This window comes from Streptomyces rugosispiralis (assembly GCF_024505145.1).
GTDB classification, from domain to species: Bacteria; Actinomycetota; Actinomycetes; order Streptomycetales; family Streptomycetaceae; genus Streptomyces; species Streptomyces rugosispiralis.
On sequence record NZ_JANIAA010000015.1, the window covers coordinates 11,911 to 27,153 of the forward strand.

Annotated in this window: 12 protein-coding genes and 1 pseudogene; 7 read left to right on the forward strand and 6 right to left on the reverse strand. The window is 70.4% G+C overall.

Going from position 1 to position 15,243, the window contains the following annotated elements; genetic code table 11:
* Window positions 1–153: 153 nt before the first annotated feature.
* Window positions 154–2,229 (reverse strand): FUSC family protein, encoded by a 2,076-nt coding sequence (locus NP777_RS22650; RefSeq protein ID WP_256652005.1) that lies wholly within the window; start codon window positions 2,227–2,229, stop codon window positions 154–156.
* Window positions 2,230–2,482: 253 nt separating this feature from the next.
* Here NP777_RS22650 and NP777_RS22655 point away from each other — a divergent pair, with 253 nt between their 5' ends.
* The 3 genes from NP777_RS22655 to NP777_RS22665 all read left to right on the forward strand — a co-directional run bounded on the left by NP777_RS22655 (window position 2,483) and on the right by NP777_RS22665 (window position 5,416).
* Window positions 2,483–2,914, forward strand: a complete 432-nt coding sequence (locus tag NP777_RS22655; protein ID WP_256652006.1) for a hypothetical protein — start codon at window positions 2,483–2,485, stop codon at window positions 2,912–2,914.
* A gap of 8 nt (window positions 2,915–2,922) precedes the next feature.
* On the forward strand, window positions 2,923–4,743 hold the full coding sequence (locus NP777_RS22660; protein ID WP_256652007.1) for an alpha/beta hydrolase: 1,821 nt from the start codon (window positions 2,923–2,925) through the stop codon (window positions 4,741–4,743).
* A gap of 166 nt (window positions 4,744–4,909) precedes the next feature.
* Window positions 4,910–5,416 (forward strand): hypothetical protein, encoded by a 507-nt coding sequence (locus tag NP777_RS22665; RefSeq protein WP_256652008.1) that lies wholly within the window; start codon window positions 4,910–4,912, stop codon window positions 5,414–5,416.
* Between the two features lie 126 nt (window positions 5,417–5,542).
* Here NP777_RS22665 and NP777_RS22670 read toward each other — a convergent pair whose 3' ends face one another.
* The 5 genes from NP777_RS22670 to iolC form a co-directional block, all read right to left on the reverse strand.
* A complete protein-coding gene (locus NP777_RS22670) occupies window positions 5,543–7,039 on the reverse strand; it encodes a CoA-acylating methylmalonate-semialdehyde dehydrogenase (protein WP_256652009.1) in 1,497 nt (498 codons plus the stop codon).
* Between the two features lie 28 nt (window positions 7,040–7,067).
* A complete protein-coding gene (gene iolD / locus NP777_RS22675; RefSeq protein WP_256652010.1) occupies window positions 7,068–8,954 on the reverse strand; it encodes a 3D-(3,5/4)-trihydroxycyclohexane-1,2-dione acylhydrolase (decyclizing) in 1,887 nt (628 codons plus the stop codon).
* Entirely contained in the window at window positions 8,951–9,883 is a 933-nt protein-coding gene (gene iolB / locus NP777_RS22680) for a 5-deoxy-glucuronate isomerase (protein ID WP_256652011.1), read from the reverse strand. The genes iolD and iolB overlap by 4 nt, the downstream gene beginning before the upstream one ends.
* A 29-nt stretch (window positions 9,884–9,912) precedes the next feature.
* Window positions 9,913–10,800: a Cgl0159 family (beta/alpha)8-fold protein gene (locus NP777_RS22685; RefSeq protein WP_256652012.1), complete on the reverse strand. Its 888-nt coding sequence runs from the start codon at window positions 10,798–10,800 to the stop codon at window positions 9,913–9,915.
* An 87-nt stretch (window positions 10,801–10,887) separates the two neighbouring features.
* Window positions 10,888–11,835: a 5-dehydro-2-deoxygluconokinase gene (gene iolC, locus NP777_RS22690; RefSeq protein ID WP_256652013.1), complete on the reverse strand. Its 948-nt coding sequence runs from the start codon at window positions 11,833–11,835 to the stop codon at window positions 10,888–10,890.
* Between the two features lie 337 nt (window positions 11,836–12,172).
* Between iolC and NP777_RS22695 the strand changes: the two are divergent.
* The 4 genes and pseudogenes from NP777_RS22695 to NP777_RS22710 all read left to right on the forward strand — a co-directional run.
* Window positions 12,173–12,388 (forward strand): annotated as a pseudogene (locus NP777_RS22695) (sugar ABC transporter ATP-binding protein); the annotation flags it as partial.
* Window positions 12,389–12,557: 169 nt separating this feature from the next.
* On the forward strand, window positions 12,558–13,478 hold the full coding sequence (locus NP777_RS22700) for a sugar phosphate isomerase/epimerase family protein (protein WP_256652014.1): 921 nt from the start codon (window positions 12,558–12,560) through the stop codon (window positions 13,476–13,478).
* Window positions 13,479–13,572: 94 nt separating this feature from the next.
* Complete coding sequence (locus NP777_RS22705) at window positions 13,573–14,592, forward strand: Gfo/Idh/MocA family protein (RefSeq protein WP_256652015.1); 1,020 nt, start codon at window positions 13,573–13,575, stop codon at window positions 14,590–14,592.
* A 305-nt stretch (window positions 14,593–14,897) separates the two neighbouring features.
* The gene (locus NP777_RS22710; protein WP_020871200.1) at window positions 14,898–15,107 is read left to right on the forward strand and encodes a helix-turn-helix transcriptional regulator; all 210 of its coding nucleotides are present in this window, start codon (window positions 14,898–14,900) and stop codon (window positions 15,105–15,107) included.
* Window positions 15,108–15,243 lie beyond the last annotated feature (136 nt).

Genomic DNA, 15,243 nt, shown 5'->3' on the forward strand with positions numbered 1-15,243 from the left:
GCAAAATGTGGGGGACAGACGGCAGAGCGTACCGGGCACGCATCCGAGGACGCATCGGCACAGCACTGCCCCTTCATGATTAACACGCCCAATGATGTAGGGGGCACCCCTAGTCTAGGGGGATTCTTCTTGACTGGGGTCACGGGGCGTGCGTTACTTCCGTGCGCCCTTGTTGAGCGCCTCCACCAGATCGTCCAGGGCGTCGACGAGTTGCTCCGCGTCGCGCAGCGCCACCCCCGGACGGTCCCCGGACCGCTGCCGCCACCGCTCCAGCGACTGGTGCACCGGCGACCAGTTGAGCGGCCGCCGCTCCCGTACCGCCTTCACCGCCTCGGGCAGCGCCTGCCGCAGTGCCGCGGCGAAGTCCCCGGCCTCCTCCGACGGCGGCGCGTCCCGCTCCGGCAGATGTGCCTCCAGCAACATGGCGACCCGGCCCATCATGGACAGCGCCGTCTGCGCGGCTCGCGCGGCGGGCCGCGACAGCCCGCGGTGGCGCACCGGCTCCCGGTGCGCCTGGGTCTCGCTCTGCTCCCACGCCGCCCGCGCCGCGCGGGCGTCCAGCAGGGCGTCCCGCACCTGGCGGGGGCGGCGTTCGGCGGGCCGGGCGTACGCGTCGAAGACGGCGGTGGCGAAGGCGCCGTTGGCGGCCAGCCAGTCCGCGAGCCGGTCCCGCAGCCGCGGCGTCTCCCAGGCGGGGAAGACCGCGTACGCGACCATCGCCAGCACCCCGCCCAGCAGCGTCAGCGCCACCCGCGCCTGCACGGTCTGATGCCACGCCTCGCCCGCGACGCTGAGCAGGAAGACCACATACGCGCTCACGCACGCGGAGGTCACGATGAAACCGGTGCGCAGCAGCAGATACATCGACAGGACGGCCAGCACGGCCAGCGCGGCGCTCAGATACGAGCCGGGGTGGACCAGCGCCACCACCCCGCCGCCGACCAGCACCCCGGCCAGGGTGCCCAGGAAGCGGGCGACACCGCGGGAGTAGGTCTGGGCGAAGTCCGGCCGCAGGACCATGGTGGAGGTCAGCGGCGCCCAGTAGGAGTGGCCCAGCGGCAGCGTCGTGCTCAGCAGATAGCCGCTGACGCTGACCGCGCACAGCCGCACCGCGTGGCGCAGCACCGGCGAGGACCAGCGGGCCTCGCGGTGGACGGCGCGCAGCGCCACGGCGGCGGTGCCCCCGATACCGGGGCGGGGCAGGAAGCGGTGCACCATCCGGCCCTCGGCGGACACCTCCTCCACCGGCTCGTCGGACGCCTCCACCACGTCCGCCACCAGCGAGAAGAGCCGCAGCGCGGCACGGCGGGCGGCACCGGTCAGCCTGGGCCCGTCCGCCGGCATCCGCAGCACGGCCATGGCGTCGGAGGGCACCCGCACCGGTGTGCCGCGGCGGATGGCGTGGGCCACCGCGTCCAGTACGGTGCCGGTGGCGGCGAGCAGTTCCCGCACCCGGTCGCGCTCGGGCCCCTCCTCGGGGGCGCCGACCACCGGATCGGCGAGCGAGGCGAGCACCGGGCGGATCCGCTCGGCCAGCAGCCGGTAGCCGCTCAGCTGGCGGGGCCGCCGCCGGGCCTGACGGGGTGTCACGGCGGCGGCACTGCGGGCGTCCATCAGCGGTTTGGGGTCGAAGGGCGCCACCGGATCGTGGCGCAGCCTGCGGGCGTAGTCAGCCACGCCGGCGAGCGCGTCGGCGAGGGCGTCGCGCTGCACGCCCCATGGCCGCACCGGGAAGAGCACGATCAGCGCGGCCTGCACCACACCGCCGAGCCCGACCAGCAGGGCGTGCCCCAGGGCGCCCGTGACCGAGGTCGGGAGGGTGACCGTGATCAGCATGACGGCCACCATCTGGGTGGAGACCAGCCCGGAGACCGGGCCGACCGCCCACGACATGCCCGTCATCAGCGTCCACACGGAGAGCATGAGGACGAAGGTGAGGGTGTGGGCGGCGGCCAGATAGCCGAGGAAGGTGCTCACCGCGAGACCGCTCGCGGCGGCCAGGGCCAGCCAGGGGCGGGGGCGCCAGCTGCGCTGGAAGGTGGCGATCCCGGCGGAGAAGGCGCCGAAGGCCGCCGAGACGGCGAGCGTCGGCGAGCCCAGCCACAGCGCCACCCCGACGACGAGCGCGACCCCGCACGCGCCGCGGATCGCGACCAGCGGCTCGGTCCTGGTCCGCTCGATCGCGAGGCCCGTCCGGGCGGTCTCCTTCAACGCGTGCGACCAGGTCATACGGCGAGACTACGGGGTGGCCCCGGGAGAACTGAACCACCCGTTCCGGTCTCCGGGCGTCGCCTCCGGAGACCCCCACCACATCCATGCCGTCCCCTCACCTGCCGTGAGCCGGCCATCCACGACGGGCCGACATCTGGAAACGCGGCCCGGTTTGTATGTACGTGCACTCATGAGTCTCCGTATTGTTCCCTCCAGCCTGGCAGCGGCTGATGAGGGTGATGCGCGGCGCAAGCCGTACTGGAGGGGGAAGATGGGTTCGTTCGAGGAGGAATGGGCGCGTCTCAAGGATGGTGCCGCGGGCGGGCCCGGGATGCGGCTGGCGAGCGCCGGGGACGGCGGCGCCGAGGGGGGCGTGAAGTCCAGCAAGACCGCGTGGACGGCGGCGGGCAGCGCCGTCGGGGGCCTGTGCAGCAACGCGAAGAAGGTGCTGACCTCCCTCGAGACCGGCCAGCACGGTCTTGCCACCGACGGAGAGGTGGAGACCGCGGCGGCGCAGTCCGAGGTCTACCAGAGCTGGAAGACGTACCTGGACAAGCTGTCCGGGCGATGCACCACCTTGCAGGGCAACCTGGAGCGGGCGGGCAAGGACCTGCTCCTCACCGACGAGAACGTCAAGGGCCTTTTCGTGGAGCTGGGAAAGCAGTACCGCGACACCCCGGCCGTCGGCGGCGAGGGAAAGTGACCTGAGCCATGGACATCGATGCGCTGAAGACGCTCAAGCTGCACGAGTTCGAGGAAGCGGCGACCGGCTACCGCTCGGTCAGCGACATGGGGAGCGAGGCGAAGGACGCGCTGGAGCAGCGGATCACCGTCCAGATGCGGAAGGCGCTGAAGGGGGAGGCAGTCGATGCCGCGGTCGTCCAACTGCGCGAGGTGGCGAAGGACTTCCATTACGTGCAGGTCGAGTGCGGCCTGATCGGCACAGCCCTGAAAGCCTTCGCGGCGGACATGCGCCCGGCGCAGGACAAACTGAAGCGGGCGCTGTCGGAGGCGGCCGAGCACAAGTTCACGGTGGGCGCCGATGGCTCGGTGGCCTATCCGGCGGCCGGTGAGAACCCGGGCGGTTCCCCGCCGCAGCCCGGTTCGGCCAGCGGCACCCTGTCCGAGCAGGTCCGGGCGATCCAGCGCCAGGCGGGCAACTTCGACCCGAACCCGAACTACGCGATAGCCCAGGGCATCGCCAACCGCATCGCGGAGGCCCTGAAGGAGGCCACGGACGCGGACCAGAAGTGGGCGCCGCAGTTGCGCAAGCTCAAGGCGGACGACGACCTGGTCGTGTCCGCCGAGGACTGGGCGGACGCGGGGAAGGACACGGAGGGCGTCCGCAGGGCGGGCCAGGACTATCTGGACTCCCTGCCGCAGCCCCCGAAGGACGGCAGCCCGAAGGCCAACGCGGACTGGTGGAAGGGGCTCGACCCCGAACAGCAGGCGGCCTGGACCGCGCTCCAGCCGAACACCGTCGGCGGGCTCGATGGCCTGCCCGCCACGGCTCGGGACGAGGCCAATCGCATCGTCCTCGACGAGAAGCGGGGCCAGTACCAGACGCAGCTGAACGGGATCCCCAAGCCGCCCGCGAACGAGTGGACGTGGATCACCGCGGGCATGTTCCCCTCCAAGGTGCACACCGACGAGTGGATGGAGTGGGACAAGAAGTACGGCGACCAGTACCGGCACCTGGAGTCATCCCTCAAGGGCATGAACGCCATCCAGACCCGGTTCGACCAGACCGGCAAGGGCGGCTTGCCCGAGGCGTATCTACTCGGCTTCAGTCCGGAGGGCAACGGCCGGGCCATCGTGGCCAACGGCAACCCGGACACCGCTCGGCACCAGGCGGTGTACGTGCCCGGCACGACGTCGAACCTGGGCAGTATCGGCGGCAACGTCGACCGGATGACCGAACTGTGGCGCCAGACACAGCAGGCGACACCGGATGCCTCCGTGTCGACCATCACCTGGCTCGGCTACGACGCCCCGCAGAGCATCGTCAAAGATGCCCCGTTCGAGCACTACGCCTACGACGGAGCGCCCGCTTACCGGAAGTTCATGGACGGTCTCGACGCCTCGTACAGTGGCTCCGGCGAGCCGCACCGCACGGCCATCGGGCACTCCTACGGCACCACCCTCATCGGGGCAGCGGCCCAGACGGGCGACCTCAACGCGGATGATGTGGTCTTCGCCGGGAGCCCAGGGGTAAAGGTAGGTTCGGCCCATGAGATGGACGTTCCGAAAGGGCACGTGTGGAACGAGGAAGCGGACGGGGACAAGGTCCCGGACATCGGCCGCTGGGGTCACGGCGGCAGTCAGTGGAAGATGGGCGGCGGCGTATTCCTCATCCCCAGCGACGATGCCTTCGGCGCGCACCAGATGAACACGCACGCCGAGGGCAGCGGCCCCCAAGCGACCACGGGATCGGAAGGCCACAGTGAGTACTGGAACAAGGGCACGACCGCGCTGAAGAACCAAGCGTTGGTCGTGGTCGGCGAGTACGGCGACGTCACCGCTCCCCGGTAACGAATCACACCCAGGCGCGCAAACACCCACCGGCCCACCGTCGACCTGCCGAACAACACCAAGGACTCGCATGCTCCGCGCACCGCTCCCCACCTCTCATCGGCGTCGCACGGGCAGTGCCGTGTTCCCTCTCGTATTGACCGGCCTTCTTCTCAGTGGATGCGGCATGACTGACGACGACACCTCGGAATCTCCCACCACCAATACCAGCGAGTCGGGCGACTCGGCCTCACGGATTCCCCACGCGGGCACGGCCGGCACCGACGAGGCGGTTGCCGCCGTGAAAGCGATCTCCAGCCAGATCTACGACTTCATCGGCGTGCCCGGTACAGCATCCCAACCCGGGCCCGGTGTCAAGGCGTGTTCCGGCAAGGACCCGGACAAGTACTTCCAGGTCTACCACCCGTGGAACTTCAAGCCCAAGTCCGGCGCGGACAACGACGTCGCCATGAGGAACCTCAAGGAGAAACTCGGTACGGGCGATTGGGTGATCAAGAGTTCTTACCGCGACAACAGTGCGAACAAGAACCTCAACATCGTCGCCGACAACGACTCCAAGAAGATGAGTGTCTGGATCGTCGGGTACAGCAAGCGTGACACCCCGAGCATCGGCATCGAAGTCACCTCGGGCTGCTACCAAGTCTCCGAGGGAGAGACCATCGAGCACTCCTAGCCCCATTACACCGCCTCCGGCGACTCGGCGAGGCCGTGGACGCGGAAGGTGCCCCCCGCCCGCCCCTGACGGGCTGGGGCGAGGGGCGTACGCGGCCCATGAGGGCCGGGCCGATCGGACGTACGGTCAGTGGTTCTTCGGGAAGCCGAGGTTGATGCCGACCTCCTCCGACGGCTCCGGCCAGCGGGTGGTGACGACCTTGCCGCGGGTGTAGAAGTGCACCCCGTCGTTGCCGTAGATGTGGTGGTCGCCGAAGAGCGAGTCCTTCCAGCCGCCGAAGGAGTGGTAGCCTACCGGCACCGGGATCGGCACGTTGACGCCGACCATGCCCGCCTCCACCTCCAGCTGGAAGCGGCGGGCGGCGCCACCGTCGCGCGTGAAGATGGCCGTGCCGTTGCCCCACTGGGAGCTGTTGATCAGCGCGATGGCCTCGTCGTAGGTCTCGGCGCGCACCACGCACAGCACCGGGCCGAAGATCTCGTCACGGTAGGCGTCGGCCGTCGGCGGAACCCTGTCCAGCAGCGATACGCCGATGAAGAAGCCGTTCTCATGGCCCTCCACGGAGTATCCGGTGCCGTCCACGACCACCTCGGCGCCCTGGGCCGCGGCCCCGTGCACATAGGAGGCGACCTTGTCGCGGTGCTCCTTGGTGATCAGCGGGCCCATCTCGGAGGCCGGGTCGTTCCCGGGGCCGATCCGCAACTTGGCGGCCCGGTCGGCGATCTTCTTCACCAGCTCGTCGCCCGCGTCGCCGACCGCGACCACGACCGAGACCGCCATGCAGCGCTCACCGGCCGAGCCGTAGGCCGCGTTGATGGCGTTGTCCGCCGCGAAGTCCAGATCGGCGTCGGGCAGCACCAGCATGTGGTTCTTGGCGCCGCCGAGCGCCTGCACCCGCTTGCCGTGCTCGACGGCCTTGGACTGGATGTACTTCGCGATCGGGGTCGAGCCCACGAAGCTGACGGCCGCGACGTCCGGGTGCTCGAGCAGCCGGTCGACGGCCACCTTGTCGCCGTTGACCACGTTGAGCACCCCGTCCGGCAGCCCCGCCTCGGAGGCCAGCTCGGCCAGCCGGTGGGAGGCCGAGGGGTCCTTCTCGCTGGGCTTGAGGACGAAGGTGTTACCGCAGGCGATGGCCACCGGGAACATCCACATCGGCACCATCGCCGGGAAGTTGAACGGGGTGATGCCCGCGACCACACCCAGCGGCTGGCGGATCGAGGAGACATCGACCCCGGTGGAGACCTGGGTGGACAGCTCGCCCTTCAGCTTCTCGGCGATCCCGCAGGCCAGTTCCACGATCTCCAGACCGCGGGCCACCTCACCGAGCGCGTCCGAGTGGACCTTGCCGTGCTCGGCGGTGATCAGCTCGGCGATCTCGTCGCGGTGGGCGTCCAGCAGCTCGCGGTACTTGTAGAGGATCGCGGTGCGCTTGGCGAGGGACACCGTGCCCCAGGAGCGGTACGCCTCCTTGGCCGCGGCCACGGCCGCGTCGACCTCGTCCACGGAGGCCAGGGCGACCTGGGTGTTCTGCGCGCCGGTGGCGGGGTTGTAGACCGGTCCGTACGCGCCGGTCGCGCCCTCGACGGTCTTTCCGCCGATCCAGTGGTTGACGGTCTTCATGGGTGCGGAGCCTTTCTGTCGAAAAACGTCAGAGGTGGCGGCGGCGTGCGGCGGCCTGCCGGTCGTAGTCCTCGCGGGCCTTCACGGCGGCCGGACGGGTCGCGATCTCGGCGACAGGCACATCCCACCACGCCTGTGCCTCGGGTGCGCCGGACACTGTGTCGGCCGTTTCGGTCTCCACATAGACACATGTGGGCCGGTCCGAGGCGCGTGCCTCGGCGAGCGCCGCCCGCAGCTCGCCCACGCTCTTCGCGCGCAGCACGTCCATGCCGAGCGAGGCGGCGTTGGCGGCCAGGTCGACCGGGAGCGGATCGCCGGTGTACTGCCCGTCGGGCGCCCGGAAGCGGTAGGCGGTGCCGAAGCGCTCGGCGCCGGTGGTCTCCGACAGACCGCCGATCGAGGCGTAGCCGTGGTTCTGGAGCAGCACGACGTTGATGTTGATGCCCTCCTGGACCGCGGTGACGATCTCGGTGGGCATCATCAGATACGTACCGTCACCGACCAGCGCCCAGACCGGGGTGCCGGGCGCCGCGAGCCGTACGCCGATGGCGCCGGGGATCTCGTACCCCATGCAGGAGTAGCCGTACTCGAGGTGGTACTGGCGCGGGGAGCGGGCGCGCCACAGCTTGTGGAGGTCGCCCGGCAGCGAGCCGGCCGCGTTGATCACCACGTCCTCGTCGCCGACGACCGCGTCCAGCGCGCCCAGTACCTGGGTCTGGGACGGCCGGGCGGTCTCGTCCTCGGCGGCGTACGCGGCGTCCACCCGGCGCTCCCACGCGGCCTTCCCGGTGCGGTACTCGGCCTCGTACGTCTCGTCCACGCGGTGGCCCGCCAGCTCGGCGGTGAGCGCTTCGAGGGCGGCGCGGGCGTCGGCGACCACGGTGGTGGCGCCGAGCTTGTGGGCGTCGAACGGGGTGATGTTGAGGTTGAGGAAGCGGACCGCCGGGTCCGCGAACAGGGTCGCGGAGGCGGTGGTGAAGTCGCTGTAGCGGGTGCCCACGCCGATGACCAGGTCGGCGGTGCGGGCCAGGTCGTCCGCGACGGCGGTGCCGGTGTGGCCGATCCCGCCGATGTCGGCGGGGTGGTCGTAGCGCAGCGAGCCCTTGCCCGCCTGGGTGGAGGCCACCGGGATGCCGGTCGCGTCCACGAGGGCGCGCAGGCTGTCCTCCGCCTCGCTGTGGTGGACCCCGCCGCCCGCGACGATCAGCGGCCGGCGGGCGGCGCGGATGGTCCGCGCGGCGGCGGCCACCTCGGCCGCCTCGGGGGCGGGGCGGCGGACGTGCCACACCCGGTCCGCGAAGAACTCCTCGGGCCAGTCGAACGCCTCGGCCTGGACGTCCTGCGGCAGGGCCAGGGTGACGGCGCCGGTCTCGGCCGGGTCCGCCAGCACCCGCATGGCCTGGAGCGCGGCCGGGATCAGCGCCTCGGGGCGCATCACCCGGTCGAAGTAGCGGGAGACCGGGCGCAGCGCGTCGTTCACCGAGATGTCGCCCGCGTACCCCACTTCGAGCTGCTGGAGCACCGGGTCGGCGGGCCGGGTGGCGAAGATGTCGCCGGGCAGCAGCAGCACCGGCAGCCGGTTGACGGTGGCGAGCGCGGCACCGGTGACCAGGTTGGTGGCGCCGGGGCCGATGGAGGTGGTGACGGCCTGGGCGGCGAGCCGGTTGTTCTGCCGGGCGAAGCCGACCGCTGCGTGCACCATCGCCTGCTCGTTACGGCCCTGGAGGTACGGCATGGTGCCCGGCCCGGACTCCAGCAGCGCCTGGCCGAGCCCGGCCACGTTGCCATGGCCGAAGATCCCCCAGGTGGCGTTGATCAGGCGATGCCGCCGACCGTCCCGCTCGGTGTACTGGTGGGCCAGGAACTCCACCAGCGCCTGGGCGACGGTGAGGCGGCGCACTGCCGAACCGTTCATCGTGGGTCTCCAGCGGGTGCTTGATAGAGGGGCAGACGGGGGTCGACGGGCTGGTCCGGCCAGGTGGAGCGGATCCAGCTGTGGTCGGGGTGGTCGCGGATGAGCCAGGCGCGCTCCGCCTCCGGGCCCGCCATGACGTTCAGGTAGTACATGTCGTGCCCAGGGGCGGCGATGGAGGGGCCGTGCCAGCCGTCGGGGATCAGGACGGTGTCGCCGGAGCGGACCTCGGCGAGCACATCGGTGCCACGGCCGTGGCCGGACGGAGAGACCCGCTGATAGCCGACGCCCTCGTTGCCGTGGGCCTCGGCGATCTCGAAGTAGTAGATCTCCTCGAGCTCGCTCTCCTCGCCGGGGCGGCACTGGTCGTGCTTGTGCGGCGGATACGAGGACCAGTTGCCGCCCGGGGTGAGCACCTCGACGGCGATGAGCTTGTCGCATTCGAAACCGCCACCTGATTTTCCGCCTCCGGCGGGGGCCGCGGCGCCGAAGTTGTTCACCTGGCGCGAGCAGTTGCCGCTGCCGCGCAGTTCGACGGGGACGGCGGAGGCCGGTCCGTAGCGCGCGGGCAGCCGGCGCTCACAGCGGGCGCCGGTGAGCGCGAAGCGGCCGCCCGCGCCGCTGGCGATCTGGGCGTGGGAGTCGCGCGGCAGATAGACGAAGTCGCTCACCCCGCTGAACACGCTCTCCCGGCCGTGCAGTTCGAAGGTCTCGCCCTCGGCGATCACGGTGCAGCCGCCGCTCAGCGGCAGCACGATCCACTCGCTGTCCCCGGTGGCCAGGGAGTGCGAACCGCCGGGCGGCAGATCGAGGACCCGCAGGCTGGAGTAGCCCCAGCCGGCCCGCTCGGGGTCGATGTCCACGGCGTAGGGGCCGTCGGCCGCCTTGCCGGCCTGCACATGGAAGCCGGGGAACGGATCGGTGGTGGTCATGGCGTGAAGTCTCTGCCTTTCTTACAGCGTCACAGCAGGCCGACGGCGGTGTCCACGGCGGTCTCGACACTGCCCTCCGCCGGATAGAGCAGGGAGCGGCCGACGACCAGCCCCTGCACGGTGGGCAGGCCCAGCGCCTTGCGCCACTTCTCGTACGCCTCCTCCTGGTCCTGCGGAGACTTGCCCACGTCGCCGCCGAGCAACACCGCCGGAAGGGTGCTCGTCTCCATCACCGCCGCCATCTCGTCGGCGTCGTGGGTGACCGGCACCTTCAGCCAGGTGTAGGCGGAGGTTCCGGCGAGGCCGGAGGCGATGGCTATGGACTTGGTGACGGCCTCGGCGGACAGGTCGTTGACGACCTTCCCGCCCGTCCGCCGGGAGATGAACGGCTCGACGAAGACGGGCAGCCGCCGCTCGGCCATCTCGTCGATGGCGCGGGCCGTGGTGACCATGGTGGTCAGCGAACCGGAGTCCTCGTAGTCGATGCGCAGCAGCAGCTTGCCCGCGTCGAAGCGGAGGCGCTCGATGTCCTGGGGGCGGTGTCCGGTGAACCGGTCGTCGAGTTCGAACGAGGCCCCGGCGAGGCCGCCGCGGTTCATCGAGCCCATGACGACCTTGCCGTCGAGGGCGCCGAGCAGCAGCAGGTCCTCGAGGATGTCGGCGGTGGCGAGCACCCCGTCGACCCCGGGCCGGGACAGCGCCACGCACAGCCGCTCCAGCAGATCGCCCCGGTTGGCCATGGCCAGCTTGTGGCCACCGACGGCGAGGGCGCCGCGCGCCGGGTGATCGGCGGCCACGATCATCAGACGGCCGCTGTCCCCGATGAGGGGGCGGCGGACCCGGCGGGCGGCCGCCTCGGCGATGGACTCCGGGTGGCGGCTGCGCACCGCCACGAGGTCCGAAATGCTGATGCTCAAGGGATTTTCCTCGCATTCGCGATTCTTGAAGGGCACACGGAGCGCGGGGACCGCGTGCCGACGAGGGGAAGGGCCTGACGTCGGTGGTCAGTCCCCCGCCAGCAGAGCCTCGACCTCCGCCGTGGTGGGCATCGCGGAGGAGCAGGCGAGACGGGACGCGACGATGGCGCCCGCCGCGTTGGCGTACCGCATGACGCGCTCCAGCGGCCAGTCCGAGAGCAGCCCGTGGCACAGCGCTCCGCCGAACGCGTCGCCCGCGCCGAGCCCGTTGACCACCTCGACCGGGACCGGCGGGACCTCCGCGGTGGTGCCGTCGCGGTGCACGGCGAGCACCCCGCGCGGGCCCTGTTTCACGACGGCGATCTCCACGCCCGCGTCCAGCAGCGCCTGCGCGCACGCCTTGGGCTCGCGCGCACCCGTGGCGATCTCGCATTCGTCCACGTTGCCGACGGCGACGGTCGCATGGCGCAGCGCCTCGGCGTAGAAGGGGCGGGCGGTCTCCGGGTCGGCCCAGAACATCGGCCGCCAGTCGAGGTCGAAGACGGTGGTGCCGCTCTTGGCGCGGGCGGCGAGCGCGGCGAGGGTGCTGGTGCGGCTGGGCTCCTCGCTGAGCCCGGTGCCGGTCATCCAGAAGATCCGGGCGGTGCGGATGGCGTCGAGGTCCAGCTCATCGGAGTGGATCTCCAGATCGGGCGCCTTGGGGCGGCGGTAGAAGTACAGCGGGAAGTCGTCGGGCGGGAAGATCTCGCAGAAGGTGATCGGGGTGGGGTACTCCTCGACGGGGGTGACGAAGCGGTCGTCCACCCCGAAGGCCCGCAGCTCCTGGTGGATGTAGTCGCCGAACGGATCCGCCCCGGTGCGGCTGATCACGGCGGAGCGGTGGCCGAAGCGGGCCGCGGAGACCGCGACATTGGTCGCCGAGCCGCCGAGAAACTTTCCGAACGATTCAACCTGCGGCAGTGGCACACCGGTCTGCAGTGGATAGAGGTCCACTCCGATGCGGCCCATCGTGATCAGGTCGTACGGCTCACTCATGCCTGCCCCTTCGGGAAAGACGCAGCTCAGGGTCTGGTGCTCAGAACTCCGGGATCCATCCCGGCCCTTCAGGTCTAGACGTGTGCCCCCACCACTGTCAAGACTTTGTCCTTACATACGGACGTAATCATCCGGGCCCACGGGGCGCGTTATCGGCTCGTTACGTCCAGATGAAATGTTGTCATGACAAAGTCTTGACAGTGGCCACCCACGGGGAGAGGCTCCCGTTCTGCAACGGCCGTGCTGATCCGACGGACCTGGCTTGAGAGGTGCTGGAACGGATGGACCTCAGACTCAATCGACACCGCAGAGCGGGCTTCGCCGCGCTCGTCACCGCAACCCGCACCACGCCTATATGGTCGGCGACCACTTCGCGGTGCTCCGGCTCGGCACCCTGGAGCTGAACGCGGCGCGCGAGGATGTCAGCCTCGAGGAGCTCACCAACCACATGGCCGGCGGTGCCGAACTGGCCGCGCTCAAGCATGAGCTGGCCCAGGTCCGCGGGGTCGACGTAGACGAGCTGCCGGAGGAGGTGACCGCCCCATCTTCCTGATGGACACCTCCTGATGGACACCTCCTGACGGACGCCATCCTTCCGACGCCTTTCCCTGACAAGACGTCCGAATGTCCTGACGAACCCTTGACGGCCGCCCGCCCGGCCGGTGAAGCTGCCCAAAGCAGTACGACGCGGGCACCCCAGCACACCGAGGAGACCCTCTGCCATGACTGCCGACGCCTCCCCCGTACCCACCCTGGACCGCATCCGGGTCGGCTCGGCCCCCGACTCGTGGGGGGTGTGGTTCCCCGACGACGATCAGCAGGTTCCCTGGCAGCGCTTCCTCGACGAGGTCACGGAGGCCGGTTACGAGTGGATCGAGCTGGGTCCGTACGGCTATCTGCCCACGGACCCGGCCCGGCTCACCGAGGAGACCGGCCGGCGCGGTCTCACGGTCTCCGCGGGCACCGTCTTCACCTCGCTGCACCGCGGCCCCGAGGTCTGGGACGCCACCTGGGAGCATGTCTCCCAGGTGGCCGAGCTGACCCGGGCGATGAACGCCAAGCACCTCGTGGTCATCCCCTCCTTCTGGCGGGACGACAAGACCGCCGAGCTGATCGAGCCTCCGACGCTCACCGCCGAGCAGTGGCGCCATCTGTCCACCGGGATGGAGCGGCTCGGCCGTGAGGTGCGGGAGCGCTTCGGGCTCGACATCGTCGTCCACCCGCATGCCGACACCCATATCGACACCGAGGAGAACGTGGCCCGCTTCCTGGACGCCACCGACTCCGACCTGGTCAGCCTCTGCCTGGACACCGGGCACTACGCCTACTGCGGCGGCGACAGCGTCAAGCTGATCGAGACCTACGGCGAGCGCATCGGCTATCTCCACCTCAAGCAGGTCGACCCGGAGATCCTCGCCGATGTGGTGAAGAACGGGGTGCCGTTCGGGCCCGCCGTCCAGCGCGGGGTGATGTGCGAACCGCCGAACGGCATTCCGGAGCTGGGGCCGGTCCTGACCGCGGCCCAGAACCTGGATGTGGATCTGTTCGCCATCGTCGAGCAGGACATGTACCCTTGCCCGCCCGGCCAGCCCTTCCCCATCGCCGAGCGCACCCGGCGCTTCCTGCGCTCCTGCGGCGCCTGACCCCTTCCTTTTCGCCCCCACCAGCCCCCAGGGGCCGTCGCCCACACGGGCCGTCGAACCGTCCAGAGAGCAGAGAGAGAAGAGAGAGCAGTCTATGACCCAGCAGGGAACGCTCGGGGTCGCCGTCATCGGGACCGGCAAGATGGGCGCCGACCATGTCCGCCGCATCAACGACGTGATCAGCGGCGCCCGGGTGGCCGCCGTGGTCGACATCGACGAGGCGCGGGCCAAGGCGGTCGCCGACACCGCCGACGGCTGTCAGGCGTTCACCGACCCGGCCGCCGCGATGGCCGCGCCCGGCGTGGACGCGGTGCTGATCGCCTCGCCGGGGCCCGCGCACGAGGCCGCGCTGCTCAGCGCGTTCGAACGCGATCTGCCGGTGCTGTGCGAGAAGCCGCTCACCCCGGACTCCGCGTCCGCGCTGCGGGTGCTGGAGGCCGAGCAGCGGCTGGGCCACCGCCGGGTGCAGGTGGGCTTCATGCGCCGCTACGACACCGAGTTCATGAAGCTCAAGGCGCTGCTGGCCGGGGGCGAACTGGGCCGCCCGCTGCTGCTGCACTGCCGCCACCGCAATGCCTCGGTGCACTCGTACTTCACCAACGAGATGCTGATCACCGACTCGGTGGTGCATGAGATGGACCAGTCGCGCTGGCTGCTGGAGCAGGAGATCGCCGCCATCACCGTGCTCAAGCCGACCCCCAGCTCACTGTCGCCCGAGCCGCTCAGCGACCCCCAGCTGGTGGTCTTCGAGACTACCGGCGGGGCGATCGTCAATGTGGAGATCTTCGCCACCTGCGGCTTCGGCTACCAGGTGCAGGCGGAGGCGGTCTGCGAACGCGGCACCGCCCGCGTGGGCGACGCCCACGGGATGCTGGTCAACCGGCCCGGCGTCTGGGGCGGGGAGATCGCTCCGGACTTCGTGGCCCGCTTCGAGGAGGCGTACGACCGCGAGGTGCAGAGCTGGGTCAACGCCACCCGGCGCGGGGAGGTCGAGGGCCCCAGCGCCTGGGACGGCTATGCCGCGGCCGCCGTCAGTGAGGCGGGGGTCCGGGCCCAGGCCACGGGTCAGCGCACGGCCGTCGAGATGATCGAGCGCCCCGCCTTCTACAGCTGACACCCCGTCTCCAGCCGACGCCCAGCGGGCCGGCCGTGACCTCACGGCCGGCCCGCTGTGGTCTTGGCGGACGAGTACGTCCGAGCGCGTCCGAGTGCGTCCGGGTCTCGTCCGGTGCGTCACTCGCGCGTCACAGCGGTCACATCTCCATACGCCTCCGTCACAGATGTTCAACAGCCCCGGGCCACCCTTCACTCAGCGTCGTTGACCAGGCACAGGCTGATGGAATGTGAGCAGGCGCGACGTGGCTCCCCCGACGGCCCCACCGGGCCGTAACCGCGACGCCCTGCGGAAGGGCATGAGAAATGACCGACCGGAGGCTGTGGTCGTACAAGGAGATCGCCGCGCATATCGGTGTGCAGACCGACACCGTACGGTCCTATCGCAAGCACGGTCTGCTGCCGCCCCCCGATCATGTGGAGGGCGGCAAGCCGTACTGGTACGCGGATACGATCCGCTCCTGGGTGGTCCGCAGACCCGGCAACCGCCGCGCCCGGCGCGATGGCAAGGACTAGCGGTTTCTCACCCTCTTGCGCGAAACCGTGCCGTGACGTTGCCACCCCGGCATGGCCCATCGCCCATGCCGGGCGCACCAGCACAACGGCCCCTGCCATGTGGTCAGGGGCCGCTCTTTGCTGTGTCGATGCGTCA

What these genes read in the sequence shown, in the direction of transcription:
- NP777_RS22650 (WP_256652005.1), bottom strand. Translation starts at nt 2,229, where the DNA reads ATGACCTGGTCGCACGCGTTGAAGGAGACCGCCCGGACGGGCCTCGCG.
- NP777_RS22655 (WP_256652006.1), top strand. Translation starts at nt 2,483, where the DNA reads ATGGGTTCGTTCGAGGAGGAATGGGCGCGTCTCAAGGATGGTGCCGCG.
- NP777_RS22660 (WP_256652007.1), top strand. Translation starts at nt 2,923, where the DNA reads ATGGACATCGATGCGCTGAAGACGCTCAAGCTGCACGAGTTCGAGGAA.
- NP777_RS22665 (WP_256652008.1), top strand. Translation starts at nt 4,910, where the DNA reads ATGACTGACGACGACACCTCGGAATCTCCCACCACCAATACCAGCGAG.
- NP777_RS22670 (WP_256652009.1), bottom strand. Translation starts at nt 7,039, where the DNA reads ATGAAGACCGTCAACCACTGGATCGGCGGAAAGACCGTCGAGGGCGCG.
- iolD (WP_256652010.1), bottom strand. Translation starts at nt 8,954, where the DNA reads ATGAACGGTTCGGCAGTGCGCCGCCTCACCGTCGCCCAGGCGCTGGTG.
- iolB (WP_256652011.1), bottom strand. Translation starts at nt 9,883, where the DNA reads ATGACCACCACCGATCCGTTCCCCGGCTTCCATGTGCAGGCCGGCAAG.
- iolC (WP_256652013.1), bottom strand. Translation starts at nt 11,835, where the DNA reads ATGAGTGAGCCGTACGACCTGATCACGATGGGCCGCATCGGAGTGGAC.
- NP777_RS22700 (WP_256652014.1), top strand. Translation starts at nt 12,558, where the DNA reads ATGACTGCCGACGCCTCCCCCGTACCCACCCTGGACCGCATCCGGGTC.
- NP777_RS22705 (WP_256652015.1), top strand. Translation starts at nt 13,573, where the DNA reads ATGACCCAGCAGGGAACGCTCGGGGTCGCCGTCATCGGGACCGGCAAG.
- NP777_RS22710 (WP_020871200.1), top strand. Translation starts at nt 14,898, where the DNA reads ATGACCGACCGGAGGCTGTGGTCGTACAAGGAGATCGCCGCGCATATC.